20 protein-coding genes and 1 pseudogene are annotated in these 19,968 nt (G+C 36.8%); 13 read left to right on the plus strand and 8 right to left on the minus strand.

Annotation, left to right across the window (positions count from 1 at the left end; translation table 11 throughout):
• Positions 1-120 precede the first annotated feature (120 nt).
• Both F823_RS0107155 and F823_RS0107160 read left to right on the plus strand, forming a co-directional pair.
• Positions 121-801, plus strand: coding sequence for a response regulator transcription factor (locus F823_RS0107155; RefSeq protein ID WP_019595537.1), 681 nt, complete (start codon positions 121-123; stop codon positions 799-801).
• A complete protein-coding gene (locus tag F823_RS0107160) occupies positions 791-2,107 on the plus strand; it encodes a sensor histidine kinase (RefSeq protein ID WP_019595538.1) in 1,317 nt (438 codons plus the stop codon). The genes F823_RS0107155 and F823_RS0107160 overlap by 11 nt, the downstream gene beginning before the upstream one ends.
• Here F823_RS0107160 and F823_RS0107165 read toward each other — a convergent pair.
• Together F823_RS0107165 and F823_RS0107170 are read right to left on the minus strand one after the other, a co-directional pair.
• A complete protein-coding gene (locus tag F823_RS0107165; RefSeq protein ID WP_002845842.1) occupies positions 2,097-3,029 on the minus strand; it encodes a DMT family transporter in 933 nt (310 codons plus the stop codon). The genes F823_RS0107160 and F823_RS0107165 overlap by 11 nt on opposite strands.
• The gene (locus F823_RS0107170; RefSeq protein ID WP_019595539.1) at positions 3,019-4,488 is read right to left on the minus strand and encodes a shikimate kinase; all 1,470 of its coding nucleotides are present in this window, start codon (positions 4,486-4,488) and stop codon (positions 3,019-3,021) included. The genes F823_RS0107165 and F823_RS0107170 overlap by 11 nt, the downstream gene beginning before the upstream one ends.
• A gap of 217 nt (positions 4,489-4,705) precedes the next feature.
• Between F823_RS0107170 and truA the strand changes: the two genes are divergently transcribed.
• Positions 4,706-5,437, plus strand: a complete 732-nt coding sequence (gene truA, locus F823_RS0107175; protein ID WP_019595540.1) for a tRNA pseudouridine(38-40) synthase TruA — start codon at positions 4,706-4,708, stop codon at positions 5,435-5,437.
• Positions 5,438-5,649: 212 nt separating this feature from the next.
• Complete coding sequence (locus F823_RS0107180; protein WP_002845839.1) at positions 5,650-6,837, plus strand: ATP-binding protein; 1,188 nt, start codon at positions 5,650-5,652, stop codon at positions 6,835-6,837.
• 143 nt (positions 6,838-6,980) lie between these two features.
• Here the strand turns inward: F823_RS0107180 and F823_RS0107185 are convergent, their stop codons facing one another.
• From F823_RS0107185 to F823_RS0107200, 4 genes are all read right to left on the minus strand, one after another.
• Complete coding sequence (locus F823_RS0107185; protein WP_002845838.1) at positions 6,981-7,538, minus strand: biotin transporter BioY; 558 nt, start codon at positions 7,536-7,538, stop codon at positions 6,981-6,983.
• A gap of 208 nt (positions 7,539-7,746) precedes the next feature.
• On the minus strand, positions 7,747-8,553 hold the full coding sequence (gene aroF / locus F823_RS10565) for a 3-deoxy-7-phosphoheptulonate synthase (protein ID WP_002845836.1): 807 nt from the start codon (positions 8,551-8,553) through the stop codon (positions 7,747-7,749).
• Between the two features lie 228 nt (positions 8,554-8,781).
• Positions 8,782-10,020, minus strand: a complete 1,239-nt coding sequence (locus tag F823_RS0107195) for a DUF1015 domain-containing protein (RefSeq protein WP_019595541.1) — start codon at positions 10,018-10,020, stop codon at positions 8,782-8,784.
• 11 nt (positions 10,021-10,031) lie between these two features.
• Entirely contained in the window at positions 10,032-10,325 is a 294-nt protein-coding gene (locus F823_RS0107200; protein WP_026333362.1) for an NAD(P)-dependent oxidoreductase, read from the minus strand.
• 254 nt (positions 10,326-10,579) lie between these two features.
• On the opposite strand from F823_RS0107200, the gene F823_RS0107205 reads away from it, so the two are divergent.
• Positions 10,580-10,921, plus strand: coding sequence for an arsenosugar biosynthesis-associated peroxidase-like protein (locus F823_RS0107205; RefSeq protein ID WP_002842954.1), 342 nt, complete (start codon positions 10,580-10,582; stop codon positions 10,919-10,921).
• 31 nt (positions 10,922-10,952) lie between these two features.
• On the plus strand, positions 10,953-11,933 hold the full coding sequence (gene arsS / locus F823_RS0107210) for an arsenosugar biosynthesis radical SAM (seleno)protein ArsS (RefSeq protein ID WP_002845833.1): 981 nt from the start codon (positions 10,953-10,955) through the stop codon (positions 11,931-11,933).
• A 58-nt stretch (positions 11,934-11,991) separates the two neighbouring features.
• Here the strand turns inward: arsS and murC are convergent, their stop codons facing one another.
• A complete protein-coding gene (gene murC, locus F823_RS0107215; protein ID WP_002845831.1) occupies positions 11,992-13,347 on the minus strand; it encodes a UDP-N-acetylmuramate--L-alanine ligase in 1,356 nt (451 codons plus the stop codon).
• Between the two features lie 207 nt (positions 13,348-13,554).
• On the opposite strand from murC, the gene purR reads away from it, so the two are divergent.
• The 7 genes from purR to F823_RS0107250 all read left to right on the plus strand — a co-directional run bounded on the left by purR (position 13,555) and on the right by F823_RS0107250 (position 19,589).
• Positions 13,555-14,403 (plus strand): pur operon repressor, encoded by an 849-nt coding sequence (gene purR / locus F823_RS0107220; protein ID WP_019595543.1) that lies wholly within the window; start codon positions 13,555-13,557, stop codon positions 14,401-14,403.
• 2 nt (positions 14,404-14,405) lie between these two features.
• Entirely contained in the window at positions 14,406-15,047 is a 642-nt protein-coding gene (locus tag F823_RS0107225; RefSeq protein ID WP_002845827.1) for a pentapeptide repeat-containing protein, read from the plus strand.
• A 73-nt stretch (positions 15,048-15,120) separates the two neighbouring features.
• Positions 15,121-15,993 (plus strand): class I SAM-dependent methyltransferase, encoded by an 873-nt coding sequence (locus F823_RS0107230; RefSeq protein WP_002843032.1) that lies wholly within the window; start codon positions 15,121-15,123, stop codon positions 15,991-15,993.
• The gene (locus F823_RS0107235; RefSeq protein WP_002845826.1) at positions 15,978-16,682 is read left to right on the plus strand and encodes an RluA family pseudouridine synthase; all 705 of its coding nucleotides are present in this window, start codon (positions 15,978-15,980) and stop codon (positions 16,680-16,682) included. The genes F823_RS0107230 and F823_RS0107235 overlap by 16 nt, the downstream gene beginning before the upstream one ends.
• Positions 16,683-16,735: 53 nt before the next feature.
• Positions 16,736-17,434 carry a peptide arginase family protein gene (locus F823_RS0107240; RefSeq protein WP_002842920.1) on the plus strand — a complete coding sequence of 233 codons (699 nt, stop codon included), beginning with the start codon at positions 16,736-16,738 and terminating at the stop codon, positions 17,432-17,434.
• 67 nt (positions 17,435-17,501) lie between these two features.
• Positions 17,502-17,996 carry an SEC-C metal-binding domain-containing protein gene (locus F823_RS0107245; RefSeq protein WP_002843061.1) on the plus strand — a complete coding sequence of 165 codons (495 nt, stop codon included), beginning with the start codon at positions 17,502-17,504 and terminating at the stop codon, positions 17,994-17,996.
• Positions 17,997-18,143: 147 nt separating this feature from the next.
• On the plus strand, positions 18,144-19,589 hold the full coding sequence (locus F823_RS0107250) for a 6-phospho-beta-glucosidase (protein ID WP_002845824.1): 1,446 nt from the start codon (positions 18,144-18,146) through the stop codon (positions 19,587-19,589).
• 170 nt (positions 19,590-19,759) lie between these two features.
• Here F823_RS0107250 and F823_RS11185 read toward each other — a convergent pair.
• Positions 19,760-19,968, minus strand: a pseudogene (locus F823_RS11185) (hypothetical protein); the annotation flags it as partial.

Genomic DNA, 19,968 nt, shown 5'->3' on the forward strand with positions numbered 1-19,968 from the left:
AAATATGTTATATGTAAATCAATCAAGCAACTGTATGGTCTTAGGACTATGCAGTTTTTTTGCGGATAAAGAGATGGTAATTTGGTATAATAGTATTAGTAGAATATATAGGAGGAAGTTATGGTATTTTATATTGAAGACGACGATAATATTAGAGATTTGGTAATATATACACTTGAGAGTACAGGTATGGAGGCTAGGGGATTTGAGAACCCCAAGAAATTTTGGACGACACTTGAATACGAAATTCCTGATCTAGTCCTGTGCGATATTATGCTTCCGGAAGAGGACGGTTTGTCTATACTCAAAAAACTAAGGGCATCCTCTAAAACAAGGAACATACCTATAATAATGCTAACAGCCAAGGGTTCTGAATACGATAAGGTAATAGGCCTGGACTCAGGTGCAGATGATTATGTGACTAAACCATTTGGCATGATGGAGCTGGTATCTAGGATAAAGGCTGTTATGAGAAGGTCTAGTTTAGAGACAGATAAGAAGTGCCTAGTTATAGGGGATGTAATGTTGGACCCTGAAAGACATGAAGTAAGAGTTGACCAAGACCAAGTGAGCCTTACCCTAAAGGAATTTGACCTACTATATCTCCTGATGAAAAATCCAAACATAGTCATGACAAGGGATAAAATATTGGAGACGGTGTGGGGATATGATTTTGGTGGAGAGACTGGGACTGTCGATGTTCATATTAGGACACTGAGGCAGAAACTAGGTTTAAGTGGCGATATAATAGAGACCATAAGGGGAGTAGGATATAGGGTAGGTGATAGAAATGAAAGATAGGGTCCAAAAGGTCCTGATGTTTTCACTTAGTCTTGTCCTTATAATATCCTACCTAGTAATGGTTGTATTTGTCTATAGGCAGGACCTTAGACTGATGAAGTATGAGGTCAAGCAAGAGGCCAAGTATATACAGGAGGCTGTGAATATAGCAGGACCCCAGTATTTAGAGAGCATTGATAATGTTGACAAAAACACTAGAATAACCAAGATAGACAAGGATGGCAAAGTCCTATATGACTCCCAGGGTAGAAAAGACCTAGAAAATCATAAGACGAGAAAAGAAGTAGTAGAGGCGCTTAAAAATGGATACGGTGAAGACGTTAGAAGGTCTGAAACTATAGGCAAGAATATGTATTACTATGCCCTTCTTCTAAATGATAAAAGTGTAATCAGGGTATCCAAGACCATGTACAATATGGTGGCTATTGCTATTGATTTTCTACCATTTATGTTGGGTATTTTCTTGATTATGCTACTCCTATCTTGGATGATAGCAAGGTGGCAGACTAGAAGGATTATAGGTCCAATTAACGATATAGACCTAGAAAATCCCCTAGAAAATATCACTTATAGGGAGCTTGAACCACTTTTGGTGGCTATGGATTTAAACAATAAGCAAAAGGATATGGTGTCCAATATGAGAAAGGAATTTTCAGCCAATGTTTCCCACGAGTTAAAGACACCCCTTACATCCATATCCGGCTATGCTGAGATTATGAAAAATGGCATAGTCAAGGAAAAAGACATCCCTAATTTTGCGGATAGGATCTATAAAGAAGCAAGTAGATTGATAAAACTTGTCAACGATATTATAAATATATCTAGATTGGACGAGGGATATGTAGATATAGAAAAAGAGGATGTTGACCTGTTTGAAATGTCCAGAGAGATAAGTTCACGACTAGCCAAGCAGGCCAATGACAAGGGTATAAAGGTAGCCTTAGAAGGAGAAAGAGTCATATGTCATGGCATAAGGCAGATACTGGATGATATGGTCTATAACCTAGTTGAGAATGCTATAAAGTACAACAAGGAAAATGGCAAGGTAACTATATGGGTAGGCAGTACCCTTGATGGAGTAAAGATACGTGTTACTGATACCGGAATAGGTATAGCTGATGAGGAAACAGATAGGATATTTGAGAGGTTTTACAGGGTGGACAAGAGCCACTCCAAGGAGATAGGCGGAACAGGTCTGGGCCTATCTATTGTCAAGCACGGTGCCATGGTCCACGGGGCAAGTCTAAGTGTTGACAGCAAGCTTGGAGAGGGTAGTGTATTTGAGATAAGATTTCCTAATGCTTAAAGGGTTTTAAAATCTTGGCTAGGACTATCCTAAGATCGAGTTCCATAGCAAAGACAGAACCAACAACTATAAGAGCACCTATTATTTGGATAATTTTCATGTTTTCTCCAAATATGAAAAAGGCTAATATACTTGCAAATGTTGGTTCAAGGGCTACCATCATGCTAGGCAAGGATGTGCCTATATAGTGGGTAGACTTTACATATAGGTTGTTGGATACGAATGTACACAATATACCGATAACAAGGACATGTAATAAGTAGAACATAGGATTATTTGAACTTGTGACACTTGATACAAGCCTAGGTATGTCAGTAAAGAACAGGGTAAAGATACTAGAAGACATAAATCCATATAAGAGGATTGTGTCTTTTTGTATTTTACCCTCTACAAAACGTGGTAGGACTATCTGCATCGCAAAGGTCATGCCATTGAATATGGCTGCCAGTATTCCTAGAGTATCTAGGTTTGCTCCACTTGTAGAGAATATGTCTATAATACACATACAACCAAAGATACAGGTTGATACTACTATTATCTTTTTTAGGCTAATCTTGTCCTTAAAGAATATATATCCAAATATAGTGACCCATATAGGGTTTGAAAACATAAGGACAGTTGCCACTGATAGGGGTATCCTAGACACGGCAAAACTATAGGCGGATATACCTATCGCAAAGTTGAGTATACCGTAGAAGGCACAAAATATAAGTCCCTTCATATCGACCTTGTAGGCAGATTTATTTGTGAAGTACAAAAATATGGCTGTTAGGACAAAGCCAAAGCTAGACCTCACAAAGGATATGTCATAGGAGTTCATCTGTATTTCGTTTAGGTAACGACTGCTGACACCCATAAAACCCCACATGAATGTAGCTATAACCATCATTATAATACCTTTTTGTCTATATTTATTTTTCATTTATATTTTCACCTTCTCTTTTGGTATTTTTATTATCTGAGTACCTATCTAATATTATATCGACCATATCAAAGAGGGCTGTTTCAAGGCTGGAACGATTGTATATAGGGTAGTCAGCGACCTCTTCATAGTAGGACTTTCTATTATTATATAGGTCAAATATCCTACTGGAGTTCGATTTTATAAGTGGTCTATCTTCTAGTGATGACTTGTCTATTATGGTCTGACAGTCTCTTACTATATAAAAGACCATGTCTGAGTTGTTTAATATTTCTCTGTTTTTTTCCCTTGTTATGCAACCACCACCTGTTGATATGATAGTGTTCTCTAGCTTACAAGTTGCTAATAGGGCCTCTTCTTCATAGTCTCTAAATGCGCTTTCTCCCTCTTTTTTGAATATATCTTCAAGTCTTTTACCAGTCATGTCCTCTATATACCTATCTAGGTCTACAAAGCCTAGACCCAAAAGGTCAGCCAAGAGCCTACCGAGGCTTGTCTTACCGCTGGCTGGCATACCTACCAAGTAAATAGGTTGTAGATTTTCTGGAAAAGCTATAAATTGCCTGAAGTATGTATTTTCCATGAAGTATGTATTTTCCATTATGTTGGTTTTGTTAAAGTGCCTGTATATATCAGAGGCTGTATCCTTATCTATTTGGATATTGTTACATATTTCTACTGCCCTGATAGCCTGGTAGACTAGCATCTTAAGGCCGTTTTGACACTTCAAGCCAGACCTTCTAGCGTCTCTTAGGAACTTGGTTTCACATGGATTGTATATAAGGTCTACTGCTATATCAAAATTTTTGAATATCTCTTTAGAAAGTGCTGATTGGTCGAGGTTTGGAAACATTCCTAGGGGAGTGGTGTTAAATACTATCTTGCCCTTGATTTTATCTAGCTGGTCGTAGCCTACAAATTCTATAGCAGGTCTGGTGTTTTCAGGTCCCATAATAGATTCAAGGTCATCTATACCCTTTTGAGGATTTCTAGAGGCTATATATATTTTTTCTGCCCCTTCATTTAAGAGATAGGCTATAAGGGGGAGGCAGGCACCACCATAACCCAATATTAGGAAGGTGGATGATTTTAGGGGGAGGTAGTCCTCTAGGCTGGCCTGGATCCCGTAATAATCTGTATTGTAGCCTGACAATTTACCTTGGTCTATCTTTATAGTATTTATGGATCCTATTGACCTAGCGAGGTCATCTATATTATCTAGTAGAGGAATCACATCCTTTTTGTAGGGGATTGTGACATTGACGCCTGATATAGGACTGGATATAGGCCCAGACATAGAACTCCTATAAAGGCTCTTTATGATGGACTCAAGGTCCTCTCTTGGAAATTCAATCAAGCTATAGTCTGCATTTATATTTAGTTTTTGGTATATATATTGGTGGATTTGTGGTGATATGGAGTGTGAAAGGTGTTCGCCTAGCAGTCCAAAGTGTTTCATAATTACCTCCATTTATTTTGCGATTCTAATTGACAAGTTTGCCTATATTAATCAATTTAAATATATTATAACAAATATAGGTTGTTAAAAAAATACTTTCAATAATTTAAGAGTTGATAATAGACATACAATAAATTATCATATTAGTAGGTAGATGAAATTTTGAGATGATAATTTGCTTTTAAATTATAAAATACATGATGAAGGTGAGAAATAGATGAAGAATATAAGGATAAAAGTTGCATATCAGGGGACCAACTACTGTGGTTGGCAGAAGCAAAAAGACTCTCTAGGTATTCAGGGAGAGCTCGAATATGCAGGCCAGAAGGTATTTGCTAGTAAGATAGATGTTACAGGATCTGGCAGGACTGATGCCGGAGTTCATGCCCTTGGTCAGGTGGCTAATTTCAAGGTCGAAACCACTATACCAATAGACAAGATTCCTGAAGTACTCAACAATAAGTTACCAAAAGATATAGCTGTTTTAGAAGCGGTAGAGGTTGATGAAGATTTTCACTCTAGGTTTTCTGCCCACAATAAGACCTATAGGTACCAGATATATCCATCTAGGATTAGGTCACCATTTTACAAGGATACTTGCTACCAGGTAAAGAGCCCGCTTGATCTTGATAGGATGAAAAAAGAGGTCAAGGGACTGGTTGGAGCCCATGATTTTGTAGGATTTATGTCTAGTGGATCATCGGTTAAGACTACTGTAAGGGAAATATACGATGCAAAAGTATTTGAAGAGGGTGACCTTATAGTTTTGGAACTGACTGGTAATGGATTCCTCTACAACATGGTTAGGATTATTGCAGGGACCTTGGTAGACATGGGACGTGGATATATTGGTGATTCTATGGTGGATATATTGGAGTCCAAGGAAAGGGGGAGGGCTGGTCATACAGCTCCGCCACAGGGCTTGTTTTTAAAAGAAGTTGAATATTGATATTGAGACGATATCCCCCTGAGGGGGATATCTTTTATGAAAATGAAGAATATATCCCCTTGAAGGTGAGATATGTATCTAAAAATACAAAAATATCACCTTCAAGGGGATAAAATTATCAAAAAGTATAGAAATATCACCATAAAGGTGATAAAATTATCGGAAGGTGATTAAATTATTTGATATAATATACTTTCAAAGGAGGAGTAGCAATGATAATCAGAGAACGGGAACTTAACTGGTTGAAAGAATGGAAAAATAGAGATGTAATAAAAGTTATCACAGGTGTTAGAAGATCAGGTAAGTCTACTATTATGTATCAATATAAAAATTGGTTACAAGAAAATGGCGTTAGTGAAAAACAGATTATATATTTAAATTTTGAAAATCTAGATACTATAGAATTACACGAGAGTATTGCTCTTCATAAATATATAAAAGAGAAAACTAAAGAAGATTTGGAATATTATTTGCTATTTGATGAAATTCAGATTGTAGATAAATGGGAAGTTGCTATAAATTCTCTTAATTTAGATAAAAAATTGGATATTGTAATTACTGGTTCAAATGCTAAATTGCTTTCATCTGAACTTGCTACATATTTGGCTGGAAGATATGTATCTATTATCGTTTACCCGTTTTCACTTAGGGAGTCTAGTCTAAAAGATCCTAATTTAACATTACAGAATTACATGACTTATGGTGGATTTCCAGGAGTTATAGGGGTTGAAAATAATCACTCAAAAAGTATAATTTTAAATGATTTACTAGATTCTGTTTTATTAAAGGATGTTATGTTAAGAAATAGAATAAATAATGGTCATCTTTTAAGAGCCTTAGCAAGTTTTATATTTCAAAATTCGGGGTCAATGTTTTCAATTAGAAAGATTGCTAACACAATAAAATCCGAGTTAGGAATTAATTCAAAAGAAGAAACAATATCTATGTATATAGAATACTTAAAAGAGGCATATTTAATTTATGAATTAGAGAGATATGATTTGAAGGGAAGAAAGGTTTTTTCAAGAAATAATAAGTTCTATGGTGTTGACCCAGGTCTAAGGGAATCTCTAACTTCTGGCGGAAACAAAGACTATGGTCATATTTTAGAAAATCTTGTATTTTTAGAACTGCTTCGTAGAGGATATAGAATTTATACAGGAGAGATTGAGGAATATGAAATCGACTTCATCTGTGAAAAAAATGATGAGTTAATTTATGTACAGGTAAGTTTGAATTTGATGGATGAAAAGACAAGAGAACGTGAGTTTAGACCTCTTGAAATGATAGCAGATAACTATCCCAAGATTATACTGAGTCTAGATAGTCTTGATTTCTCAAAATCAGGTATTAGAAATGTTAATGCAGAACAATTTTTAAAAGGCGATGTAGACTTATAAAATGGAGGGATAGCTCTATAAATTTTTTTTCTTAAGTTCAAATGAATATTTTGCCATGAAAAAACCGACCTCCCAATCGTTAGATTTTTAGGTCTAACTTTTGGGGGTCGGTACAATTCTGTGTGTATTTTTTGAGGAATATCCTAAAAATCAATTTCTACAAACTTACTCAATCTCTGGCATGCCACACTTGCAATAAGACATCCGACTATGTCCTTTATTGCTGTTATTGGGAATAGACTAGCTATACAGGCCCAGTAAGGTATTGGGCTACCAGCTACATAGTTTAAGATTATGTATGTATAAAAGCTACCGAATCCATATGTAATAACCATAGCTATCAGGCAGGCTATAAATAATGGGGCAAACTTTTTAGTCGAGTATTTCTCCCTGGCATATCCTACTATATAGGCTGCTAGGATAAAGGCTAGTAGGTAGCCAAAAGTAGGTTTTAGTAGGTAAGTTGGTCCTCCGCCCTCTGTGAATATTGGAAATCCAACAAATCCTAGTAGAACATACATAAATACTGACAAGGCCCCTCTTTTTGAGCCTAGTAGGAGTCCTGCTAGTAGGACAAATATAAACTGCATTGTAAATACTGTTACAGGAAGTGGTATCCTTATAAAAGCTCCTATGGCTATCAGGGCAGTGAATAATGAACATAAGATCATTGTTTTTGTGTCTAAAAATTTCTTTTTCATAAAATATCTCCTTTATATAGTAAACCTGTATTGCAAATAAGGTTTACAAATGTTATAAGCATATTTTACCACTAAAAAAAGCTATTGTAAACTATAAAATTAAATAGTTTACAATAGCCTTTGTATTTTTATCCCTTATATACTTATTTAAAGACTTAAGACCTATCAGATAGACCGCTAAGGGTAACTTTAACAGGGGGTACAAGACCTATAAAATGGATTTAAGCCTAGCTGCCTTTTTCATAAGCTGGTCAAATTCATCCGGCCTTATTGACTGGTCACCATCACTTAGGGCGTTGGCTGGATCGTTGTGGACTTCTATCATCAGTCCATCGACACCGCTTGCAATTGCCGCAAGGGCCATTGGCTCAACCAAGCTAGATCTACCAGTTCCATGAGACGGGTCAACAATTATAGGCAGGTGGGATATTTGCTTTACTAGGGCAGTTGATGCCAGGTCTAGGGTATTCCTAGTCAAAGTGTTAAAGGTCCTAATTCCCCTTTCACACAAGATGATATTTTCGTTTCCACTAGCCATAATGTATTCAGCACTAGATAGCCATTCTTCTATAGTATTTGAAAAGCCCCTCTTCAACAAGACTGGCTTTTTGGACCTACCCAATTCTTTTAGGAGCTCAAAGTTTTGCATATTTCTAGCTCCTACCTGAAGTATGTCCACATCTTCAAACATATCTATATGTTTGGCGGCTACTATTTCAGATATAAGGTAAAGGCCTGTTTCTTTCTTTGCCAGACTAAGTAGGTCTAGACCGTCTGCTTTCATACCTTGAAAATCATAGGGAGAAGTCCTTGGCTTAAAGGCTCCACCCCTTAGGATTTGGGCTCCTGATTTTTTGACTGATTTTGCTATTTCAATGATTTGTTCTTCTGATTCTACTGAGCAGGGACCTGCCATAACAACAAGGTTGCCTCCTCCAATTTTCAAGTCACCAAGTCTTACAATGGTGTCGTCCTGCTTGTATGAACGACTTGACTTGTTTAATTTATCTATCATTTATTTCCTCCATAGGTTCACTTATTATATACTCTTATCCGTATCATATATACATATTATACAGAAATGACACAATAAATAATACATGATTTGAGGAAATTATTCAAATAAGTTTTTCAATAGGCAAAAGAATTTATCTTTCCCTATAAATAAAGACAACTAGAATTCAACCATAAAGCCTTATAAAACTCGACCGTAAAGTCTTTTAAAACTAAACCATAAAGCCTTCTAGAATTCATGGACAAAGAGACCACACCTCACCTTTGGTTCAAACCAAGTAGACTTGGCTGGCATGATTTTATCTTCGTCAGCTACCCTCATAAGCTCTTCAAGACCAGTAGGGAATAGGGAAAAACCTACTACAAATTCACCTGAATCGACTTTTTTCTCTATTTCTCCAAGTCCCCTAATACCACCTATAAAGTCTATTCTAGGATCTTTTTGAGGGACCTCTATGTCAAGAATTGGCTCTATAAGTAAGTCATGAAGAACACTCACATCAAGGTTTTTGACAGTGCCATCTCCTAGTTGATCTAGGTTTATAAGCTCCAGCTTGTACCAATTTTTGTCTATATACATACCAAAAGTATATTTTTTGTCCGGTTTGTAGGCCTTAGCTTGTGGACTTATATAGAAATTTTCTTTGATTGCCTCAAAAAATTCATCTTTGTCAAGTCCATTTAGGTCTCTTAAGATTCTGTTATAGTCCATCACATATAGCTGGTTCTTTGGAGCAATCATGGCAGGGTAGTAGTTGTATTCCTTGTCAGGATTGTAGTCTGGGTCAATTTCTTCCATACTAACTGCATAGTTTACTGCAGACTTTGATCTATGGTGGCCATCAGCTATATATAGGGCCCCTACATTCTTATCAAACAACTCTTCTATTTTTTGTCCCAACTCTTTTTCTAGCTTCCAAACTGTGTGACTTATATTATCATCCGTAGTGAAGTTGTAGAGTGGCATTTTAAGAGTTTCATCTTCTATTATCTTGTTTATTTTCTCATCTTCATGGTAGGTAAGCAAGATAGTTCCTGTGTGGGCCTGGCAGTATCTTATGTGCTTGGTCCTGTCCTCAACCTTGTCTGGTTTTGTATGTTCATGGATTTTTATTATATTATTTATAGAGTCATCAATGCTTACACAGGCTACAAGACCAGTTTGAACCCTACCATCCATTATCTGCCTGTATATGTAGATACTAGGGTCTTCATCTTTTACAAGATAGCCCTTGTATTTAAATATATCTAAGTTTTCCTTGGCCTTTTCATAGACCCTATCATCATGTATATCTATAGTCTCTTCAAGATCTATTTCAGCCCTATCTATCTTGAGATAGGTATGGGGATTATCTTCTGCCATAAGCCTAGCTTCATGGGTATCCATTGTATCATAGGGTAGGGCAGCTATTTTTTCTACAAGGTCTTCCCTAGGTCTTAGGGCCTTGAATGCTCTTAGTTTAACCACTATATTACCTCCTATATGACCATTTCATTTTCTATTTTGTAGTGGTCAAGAAAGATACTTACAATTTCTTGGCCAATCCTCTCCTGAGCCTCCTTTGTAGCGGCACCTATATGAGGCGTTACACTTACAAGGGGGTGCCTTATGAGTTCTTTTTTAGGTTGTGGCTCTCCTACAAAACAATCTAATGATGCTCCTGCTATTATACCCATATCCAGAGCTTCTAATAGGTCTTCTTCAACAACGATACCTCCTCTTGCACAGTTGATCAGGTAGGCTGTATCCTTCATTTTTTTGAAACAATCCATGTTGAACGTTGAAAAAATATATAAAAAACTTGCAATATAGTCAATATTAATAAAATAAAGTGCAGTTAAATATGTATTCTATTGTAGATGATATAGGTATAATTATTAGGATACATATTTAAAAATATATAGATTAATTAATTAAAAATAAAGTTGAATATACAAAAATTAAATACATCAAATATTTCGATAATTAAACTTTTATACCATTTTATGGTATAATATACTTAATAAGTATAAGGAGGGTTAATATTATGGATTTTTATTTTGAAAAAGAAGACCTTGCTAAATTCGGTGCAGGTATAATAGGTGAAGACTCAGGAGAATTATGGGATAAATTTATTGAGTACTATGGAAATGTATTTGATGAAGGTGCCCTAACAGCTAGGGAAAAGTCTCTTATAGCTCTTGCAGTAGCTCATACTGTTCAATGTCCTTATTGTATAGATGCTTACACAAATGCTACACTTGGACATGGATGTGACCAGGACCAGATTATGGAAGCAATTCATGTGGCGGCTGCTATTAAGGCTGGTGCAACTCTTGCATTTGGCGTACAGAGTAAGAATATATCAAACAAACTGACTATGAAATAGATAAAGTATACGAGGAAATAGGAGGAAAAAATTGGATATAAAAGAATTGAACGAAAAAGTGAGTGTTCCTAATTTTGAGTATACAGTGACAAATAAAGATTGGTTAAAAACACACGAAAAGTTGTCAGTTATGCAGGTGAATGTTGGTAGACTATGCAACTTGACTTGCAAACACTGCCATGTATCTGCAGGACCTGATAGGACTGAGATAATGTCAAGAGAGGTATTAGAGGCCTGTCTTGAGGCTTTCAAAAAGCATGGATTTAAAACAATGGATATAACTGGTGGTGCTCCTGAGATGAACCCAGATTTTGAGTGGTTTGTTGAAGAAAGTGCAAAAATAGCAGAGAGGGTAATAGTTAGAACTAACCTTGTAATTCTTCTAGCACCTAACTACAAGCATCTACCAGAATTCTACAAGAAGAACAAGGTAAATGTAGTCTGTTCAGTACCTTTCTACACTAAGAAGAATGCAGACATACAGAGGGGTGAGGGTGTATTCGAAAAGTCTATGAGGGTCTTAAATACTCTTAATGATTTGGGATATGGAAAGGATAAAGACCTAATCCTTGACATAGTATACAATCCAGGTGGAGCATTCTTGCCACCATCACAGGCTTCTATGACTAGCCTATACAGAGAGAGGCTATATAGCAATTTTGGTGTAGTATTCAATAATTTATATACAATCACTAACAATCCAGTTGGAAGGTTTGGAGATTTCTTAGAATTATCAGGCAACCTAAATACATATCTTAATAGTCTGTATTATGCTTTTAACCCAGCAGCTGTCCAGAATATGATGTGTAGAGACCAGGTGTCTATATCATGGGATGGCTATATATATGATTGTGACTTCAACCAGGCAGTTGACATGAAGGTAGAAGGTAATACAACTATATTTGACCTAGCCAAGGGAGACATAGAAGTTAGGAAAGTTGCAACAGGAAAGCACTGTTATGCTTGTACAGCTGGAGCAGGATCTAGCTGTGGAGGAGCTACAGCAGAGTAAAAATAAGTATTTTTAAAAAGGACCTTGGAATTTTACCAGGGTCCTTTAATAAATGTGATTATTCTATTCCAAGTAGGCTGTTTCCAACCTTAAATATAGGACCTGCACCACAAGTGATGACCATATCGTTAGGTCCAACATTTTCTCTTAAGTAGTTTGTTATATCATCAAAAGATGGTAGGTAGATAGCATCTACGTGGTTTGTATATAGGCTTTCAACTAGCATCTTTGAATTTATATCTCCAGGATCCTGCTCTCTAGCTGCATAAATATCTGCAACTATTACCTTGTCTGCTGCATGGAATGCCTGTGAGAATTCATCAAAAAGAGCCTTTGTCCTAGTGTATGTGTGTGGCTGGAATACAACCCACATCTTGTCTTTTTTAAGGTTTTTGGCAGATGCAAGTGTAGCCTTGATCTCAGTTGGATGGTGGGCATAGTCATCTATTACTAGAGCACCCTTGTATTCACCCTTTTTCTCAAATCGTCTGCCAACACCCTTGTACTCTTTGATACCTTCTTTTATAGTGTCTATGTCTATATTTGATACTATAGAAGCCACTATGGCAGCTGTAGCATTGTAAACGTTGTGTAGGCCGTAGATACTAAGGTCAAACCTACCTAGAGCAGCACCCTTGTATTTAAGGTTAAATCTTGCATAGCCATTTTCGTCGTAACTAATATCAGATATGATGGCGTCATTAGTATCTTTTTGACCAAATCTGATGACACTGGCCTTTACATCAAATGTGATGTCCTTAGTGTTTTCGCTGTCTCCGTTTATGATAAAGAAGCCGTCTTCTGGAAGTAACTTACCAAACTTGTTAAAAGATGCCTTTATTTCATCTAGTCCTGAGAAGTAATCCAAATGATCTTCCTCTATATTTAGTACCAAAGATATAAATGGATTGAAGTTAAGGAAACTATCTACATACTCACAGGCTTCAGTTATAAAGTGTTCAGAATTTCCTATTCTTACATTTCCACCTATTGTAGACAGGTTTCCTCCTACTAGGATTGTAGGGTCCTTTTCTGCATGGTTAAATATAGTTGATAGCATACTAGTTGTGCTTGTCTTTCCGTGCGTACCAGATACTGCGATCGAGTTTTTGTATTCTCTCATTATCTGTCCCAAAAATGCCGCCCTGTTTATCATAAGGATGTTTTTTTCCTTAGCAGCCTGGAACTCTTCGTTGTCGTTTGAAATAGCAGCAGTATATATTACCATGTTGATATCATCTGTAATATTTTCTTTTTTTTGACCTATAACGACCTTTGCGCCCAAAGATCTTAGGTGGTCGATTAGATAAGAATCTTGCATATCTGAACCAGTGACTTTATAGCCTTTATTGATACAGATTTCTGCTAGGGCACTCATATTTATACCGCCAATTCCTATAAAATGTACATTCATAGTGATGTCCTCCCCCAATTTTATAAAAAAATATATTAATCGAACGTTTTATATGGTATAATATTAAAATGTTCAGCATCATATAAGTGTATAGTATATGAAATTACTAACTTTAATATAATAATATATTATATCATAAAAAATTAAATAAAGTTCAAATGATAAATAATAAGCATACATTTAATAAAAGAATCTATGGAGGTCGAGATGAACAAATTTAAGAGGAATGAAAGAATAGGGGCGATAGTAAAGATATTATCTGACAATCCTAATAAAATCTTTACGCTGAGCTTCTTCACAAACCAATTTAACGCTGCCAAGTCTACGATTAGTGAAGACCTGATAGTGGTAAAAAACGTGTTTGAAAAGCTACAACTTGGTAAAGTTATAACTATCTCAGGAGCAGCTGGCGGAGTAAAGTATATACCAAAGACATCAAAGGAAGAAAATGAGGACTTCCTTCTAAGTCTATGCGAAAGAATAAAGGAAGAGGGGCGTATCCTATCAGGAGGCTTCCTATATTTAATAGACCTTATATATGATCCTAATGTGGTATATAAGATAGGAGAAATTTTTGCATCAAATATAGACTACAGCGAGGTGGACTGTGTTGTCACTATGGAGACAAAGGGTATACCTATGGCCTTGATGACAGCCAAGGCAATGAATCTACCCCTAGTTATAATAAGGAAGAATACCAAGGTATCTGAGGGACCTACAATTTCAATGACATATGTAACAGGTTCTTCTTCTAAGATAGAGACAATGTCGCTTCCTTCAAAGGCCTTAAAGCCAGGAAGCAAGGTTATTATTATAGATGACTTTATGAGGGGCGGTGGTACTATCAAGGGTATGACAGAGTTGATGAAGGAGTTTAACACAGAGGTTGTTGGTACAGGAGTATTTATATCTACAATCAAGCCTGAAGAGAAACTAGTGAACAACTACATATCACTACTTGAGTTAGATATAGTTGACAACGAAATAAAGGTTAGCCCAAATCTTAAGACATTTAACAATGAGTACAGGAATGTTGAGAATGAAGGTGAAAATTAGGTATGAAATTGAACCTAGTTTGTAAACACACACTAGATTTAAGCGGTCTTGATTTTTCAAACCTTGACCTTTCATGGTCTGAGTTTGAAAATGTGAATTTTAATGGTGCTGTATTTGATGGTGCTATTTTAGACAATATTAAGGCTAGAAATACAAGCTTTGAGGGCGCATCTTTTGTGGAGGCTAGCTTCAAGGGTGCAGATTTTAGGACTTGTAATCTGTCAAATTCAAACTGTGATGGGACTGACTTTACAGGGGCTATTTTGTTGGATGCAGTTTTGGACGGTATCAAGGACAGTCCTAGAACCAAGCATTTTAGGATGTATTGTCCTGAAGATGGCTATTTTATTGGATATAAAAAGTGTTTCAATGACAGGTTGGTTACCCTCTTGATTTTGAAAGACTCCAAGAGGTGTTCATCGACCACAAGTGCTTGTAGATGTGACAGGGCTAGGGTCCTTGCAATCACCAACCTAGATGGAAGTGGTCACTATACTGAAGCAGTATCCTTTGTAGACGCGGACTTTGTCTACAGATTGGGAGAGGTGGTAGTAGCTGACTCCTACAATGAAGATAGGTGGTTGGATTCATCCCATGGAATCCACTTTTGGATGACCAAGGAAGAGGCACTTGGATATATGTAAGACAGATAGAGAGTAGAGGGCTTGTAAAATCATTTAAATAAGCCCTTGTGTATATGTAATATGGAGGTAATAGATGCTACTTTTAGCAGATAAATGGAAAGATTATGAATTAATAGACCTAGGTGGTGGAGAAAAGTTAGAAAGGTGGGGTCAGTATGTCCTTAGGAGACCAGATCCACAGGTTATATGGCCTATAGCCAATGAAAGAGGTCTATGGAAGAACCCACATGGCCACTACCACAGGTCAAATAGGGGCGGTGGAAGCTGGGAAGTAATAAACAAGTATCCAGAAATGTGGACCATAAATTACGGAAAGTTGACTTTTAAGATAAAGCCAACAGGATTTAAGCATACAGGCCTATTTCCTGAGCAGGCGGCAAATTGGGACTGGATGATGGACAAGATATCATCTGCCAAAAGACCTATAAAGGTGCTAAACCTATTTGCCTATACTGGGGGAGCTAGTGTGGCTTGTGCGAGTGCAGGTGCTGAGGTATGCCATGTAGATGCAGCCAAGGGAATGGTGAATTGGGCCAAGGAGAACCTAGAACTGTCAGGTCTAAAGGACAGGAAGGTGAGATTTATAGTAGACGATGTATTCAAATTTGTTGAAAGAGAAGTAAGACGTGGCAACAAGTACGATGCTATAATAATGGACCCACCTTCATATGGTAGGGGGCCTAAGGGAGAAGTATGGAAGATAGAGGACAAGCTGTATGAATTTGTAGACTTGTGCATGAAGATACTATCAGATAGGCCATTATTCTTCCTGATCAACTCATACACTACAGGTTTTTCACCTATAGTCCTAGAAAATGTCCTAGGTGCTACTATAGGAAGAAAGGCAAAGGGTGGAAAGATTTACTCAGGTGAAGTAGGTCTTGCTTGCTCAAAGTCTAAAACTGTTCTACCATGTGGTATATTTGGTAGATGGGAAGAAAGATAGATATGGATACAAATTTAAAGGTAATATACGAAGACAACCATCTTTTGGTTGTGGAAAAGATACCAAATATCTTATCACAATCTGACAATACAAAAGATGTAGATATGCTGAGCATGTGTAAGGAATATGTAAAAATAAAGTACAACAAACCAGGAGCTGTATTTATGGGCTTGGTCCACAGGTTAGATAGGCCAGTTGGTGGAGTGATGGTATTTGCTAGAACTTCAAAGGCGGCTTCTCGTCTTTCTGATCAGGTAAGGACTAGGACTATGAAAAAGTCCTACCAGGCAATAGTAAACGGAAATCCACCAAAGGCTGGGGACTTTGTGGATTATTTATACAAGGATACCAATAAAAACATGGTTAGGTGTGTGGATAAGTCCTTTAATGGGGGCAAGGAAGCAAGACTATCATATAGGTTATTGGATTCTAGTATATCTCCAGAAGATAAAAAGGATTATTCACTTGTAGAGATAGATTTACATACAGGAAGGCCCCACCAGATAAGGGTTCAGTTCGCTTCTAGAAAGTATGCCCTGTATGGTGACCAGAGATACTCGAAAGTGGCTAAAAAGGGCCAACAAATCGCTCTTTGGGCTACTAGGCTTGAGTTGGTTCATCCTACTACCAAGGAGACCATGGTATTTAGGTCTAAACCTCCTAAGGAATATCCTTGGACTATGTTTTAGTATATTTGATGGGGCTGTCATTAGATGGCCCCATAATTTTATGAGGAGGGCTTATGTACGGAGGATTTTGGATAGAAAAACCAGTTGGTAATAACAAGTTTTCTTATGAGGCTAGGCTAAATAAGAAAATATATGTTCCAGAGATTATTGTATCAGACCTCGATGGAGTTAAACTAGCTCAACATCCTTCTTTTATAGAATTAGAAGAGGGAGAGGAAAAAATATGTAGGGGGCTAGACAAGATATACAAGCTAGAGTGTAAAGAAGTCGGTGACAAAGAGGTATACCTATTTGACAACCACAACCATTCATTTTACTTTTGGGCCAAGGGTCTTAAGGAGGGAAAGTTTGATAGGGGAATAGACCTTGTTCATATAGACCAGCACAAGGATACCAGGGAGCCTGATAATTATGAGGTGGATTTTGAGGACCTAGTCGATGTTGCAAGGTATACTACAGAGGTCCTAAATGTTGGCAGTTTTATAAAGCCAGCCATGGAAAGGGGCATATTTAAAGATTTGTATATAATAGATTCAACATATTCTATGTCAGCCAAAAGACCAGATGGCTATATACTGGACCTGGACCTGGACTTCTTTTCTGAGGACATGGACTATATAGGATTCGACGAGAGGTTGGAGTGTGTAATAGGTTATGTAAAGAACACAGATTTTATTACAATAGCTACTAGTCCATATTTTATAGACCAGAAAAGGGCAATAGAGGTCTTAAAGATGATTTTCTCTAGATAAAAGTTATAAAATATGTTATTATAATGGTTGAAAAATATTTATTGGATATTAAACGGAGGATTAAAATATGTTATTTGAACAGTGGAGAAAAGCTAGTGAAAACCATGCTGATGAACAGGCAGAAGTAAAGTTCTGGGAAGAATTCCTAAGAGATGAAACTAGCATATACAATGAAGTATTAAACAACAAGACACAGATAATCGCTGGTAAGGTAAGTGAACTTGCAGCCAAGTACAATACAAACAGCCAGACATTTATGGGATTCTTAGACGGTATCAATGAGTCTATAGAAATGCCTCAGGAGCTTGAAAAGATTGAAGAAGATACACAGATAAACATAAAGATAGACTGGGAAAAGTTGTACTTTAATATGGTAGAAGTTGAAGCTCATTGGTTGTCAAGCCTAAAGGGATGGGACGACATTCTTGATGCTGGTTTAAGAAAGAAGATCCAGAGAGACCACAACAAGGCTAAGACTATCGTAAAAGAAGAAAAAATTGGAAGAAATGACCAGTGTCCATGTGGTAGTGGAAAGAAATACAAGAAATGTTGTGGTAAGTAGTCTAGGTACTAGCAACCATAACTATAGTATTTTTATTTGATGGTGGATATATTTAAATTTAAGTGGGGAGAGAAGAACTGTGTTTATGTGTCTTCTTTCTCCTTTGTTTTTTAAGTGATTATTTATTAGTTGAAAAGGAGTTATAATATGAGTATATTTCCAAAGGACTTCCTATGGGGAGGTGCAGTTGCAGCCCACCAATTAGAGGGTGGATGGGACAAGGGTGGCAAAAAGCCAAGCGTAATAGATGTTATGACTGCTGGTGCACACGGACTTGAGAGGAAAATTACTGATGGTGTTTTGGGCACTGAGTACTATCCAAACCACGATGCTATAGATTTTTATACTAGGTACAAGGAGGATATAGGTCTTTTTGCAGAAATGGGATTTAAGTGTTTCAGGACTAGTATTGCCTGGACTCGTATATTTCCTATGGGTGATGAAAAAGAGCCTAATGAAGAGGGCTTGGCATTTTATGATGCCTTATTTGATGAATTATTGAGTCATGGTATTGAGCCTGTTATTACACTTAGTCATTTTGAGATGCCACTCCATCTTGCCAAGGAATACGGGGGATGGATGAATCGTAAGGTCATAGATTGTTTTGTGAGATTTGCCGAAGTTTGTTTTGAAAGATACAAGGACAAGGTTAAGTATTGGATGACTTTTAACGAGATAAACAACCAGATGAATTACAAAAACAATACCTTTGCATGGAGTAATTCAGGCGTGATCTTCAATGACTACCCAAACCCTGAAGAGGCAATGTACCAGGCGGCCCATCATGAATTGGTAGCTAGTGCCCTAGCCGTAAAAATAGGTCATAAGATCAATCCGGACTTTAAGATAGGTTGTATGATAGCAATGATACCTATATACCCATACACTTGCAGACCAGAAGATATGCTATTGTCTCTACAGGAGATGCACATGAGGTATTTCTTTGCAGATATCCATTGTAGGGGCCATTATCCAAATTATGCAAAAAAGATGTTTGCCAAGAAGGGATTTAATCTAGATATCAGACCAGAGGACTACAAGATACTTGAAGAGGGAACAGTTGATTATATAGGCCTATCATACTATATGTCTAATACTGTTGATTCTCAGACTGTTAGGGACGTGTCTAAGGAAGTAAATGCATCAAGTCCTCATACAGTGGACAACCCATATATCACAGCTACAGATTGGGGATGGGGTATAGATCCAGTTGGTCTTAGGTATTCACTTAATCTACTGTATGAAAGATATGAAAAACCACTATTCATAGTTGAAAATGGTTTCGGAGCAATCGATGTAAGGGAAGAAGACGGAACTTGCAGTGATGACTCTAGAATAGCCTACCTTGAGGGCCATATAAAAGAAATAGGAAGGGCCGTATCAGAGGATGGAGTAGACCTTATAGGGTATACACCTTGGGGATGTATAGACCTTGTTTCCTTTACAACAGGTGAGATGAAAAAAAGGTATGGATTTATCTATGTTGACAGGAACAATGATGGGTCTGGAAGCCTAGAGAGATCAAAAAAGAAGTCCTTTTATTGGTACAAGGAAGTAATCTCTACTAATGGAGAAAATTTATTTTGTAAGTAATAAAAGTATATAAAAAAATATAAAAAATCAATTCTAAAAGTGTATTTTCTTAGTTGTCAATACATATGTTACACTTACGAGAAAGTTTTTCAAAATACTTGCTATTTTATCGAAAATTATAAATGGATAAGTCAAGGAGTAAAGCTTTGCGTACCTTGACTTAGTTCATTTTAATTTTCACAATAGCAGGCTGTATTTTTGAAATACTCTTCTACAACTTCATTTGGACTTTTAAATTTTAAACTTGTTTTTGCCGTACTATTATATCTTCTTTCATGCTTTGCCACCTGATTTATCAGATCTTTTTCGCTAGTAAATACTTTTCGATTATATAAAATCTTACCATCTTCCCTGTGACTTCTTTCTACTTTTCCATTTT

This window comes from Peptostreptococcus anaerobius VPI 4330 = DSM 2949 (genome assembly GCF_000381525.1).
Taxonomy (GTDB): Bacteria; Bacillota; Clostridia; order Peptostreptococcales; family Peptostreptococcaceae; genus Peptostreptococcus; species Peptostreptococcus anaerobius.

What these genes read in the sequence shown, in the direction of transcription:
- F823_RS0107155 (WP_019595537.1), top strand. Translation starts at nt 121, where the DNA reads ATGGTATTTTATATTGAAGACGACGATAATATTAGAGATTTGGTAATA.
- F823_RS0107160 (WP_019595538.1), top strand. Translation starts at nt 791, where the DNA reads ATGAAAGATAGGGTCCAAAAGGTCCTGATGTTTTCACTTAGTCTTGTC.
- F823_RS0107165 (WP_002845842.1), bottom strand. Translation starts at nt 3,029, where the DNA reads ATGAAAAATAAATATAGACAAAAAGGTATTATAATGATGGTTATAGCT.
- F823_RS0107170 (WP_019595539.1), bottom strand. Translation starts at nt 4,488, where the DNA reads ATGAAACACTTTGGACTGCTAGGCGAACACCTTTCACACTCCATATCA.
- truA (WP_019595540.1), top strand. Translation starts at nt 4,706, where the DNA reads ATGAAGAATATAAGGATAAAAGTTGCATATCAGGGGACCAACTACTGT.
- F823_RS0107180 (WP_002845839.1), top strand. Translation starts at nt 5,650, where the DNA reads ATGATAATCAGAGAACGGGAACTTAACTGGTTGAAAGAATGGAAAAAT.
- F823_RS0107185 (WP_002845838.1), bottom strand. Translation starts at nt 7,538, where the DNA reads ATGAAAAAGAAATTTTTAGACACAAAAACAATGATCTTATGTTCATTA.
- aroF (WP_002845836.1), bottom strand. Translation starts at nt 8,553, where the DNA reads ATGATAGATAAATTAAACAAGTCAAGTCGTTCATACAAGCAGGACGAC.
- F823_RS0107200 (WP_026333362.1), bottom strand. Translation starts at nt 10,325, where the DNA reads ATGGATTGTTTCAAAAAAATGAAGGATACAGCCTACCTGATCAACTGT.
- F823_RS0107205 (WP_002842954.1), top strand. Translation starts at nt 10,580, where the DNA reads ATGGATTTTTATTTTGAAAAAGAAGACCTTGCTAAATTCGGTGCAGGT.
- murC (WP_002845831.1), bottom strand. Translation starts at nt 13,347, where the DNA reads ATGAATGTACATTTTATAGGAATTGGCGGTATAAATATGAGTGCCCTA.
- purR (WP_019595543.1), top strand. Translation starts at nt 13,555, where the DNA reads ATGAACAAATTTAAGAGGAATGAAAGAATAGGGGCGATAGTAAAGATA.
- F823_RS0107225 (WP_002845827.1), top strand. Translation starts at nt 14,406, where the DNA reads ATGAAATTGAACCTAGTTTGTAAACACACACTAGATTTAAGCGGTCTT.
- F823_RS0107230 (WP_002843032.1), top strand. Translation starts at nt 15,121, where the DNA reads ATGCTACTTTTAGCAGATAAATGGAAAGATTATGAATTAATAGACCTA.
- F823_RS0107235 (WP_002845826.1), top strand. Translation starts at nt 15,978, where the DNA reads ATGGGAAGAAAGATAGATATGGATACAAATTTAAAGGTAATATACGAA.
- F823_RS0107240 (WP_002842920.1), top strand. Translation starts at nt 16,736, where the DNA reads ATGTACGGAGGATTTTGGATAGAAAAACCAGTTGGTAATAACAAGTTT.
- F823_RS0107245 (WP_002843061.1), top strand. Translation starts at nt 17,502, where the DNA reads ATGTTATTTGAACAGTGGAGAAAAGCTAGTGAAAACCATGCTGATGAA.
- F823_RS0107250 (WP_002845824.1), top strand. Translation starts at nt 18,144, where the DNA reads ATGAGTATATTTCCAAAGGACTTCCTATGGGGAGGTGCAGTTGCAGCC.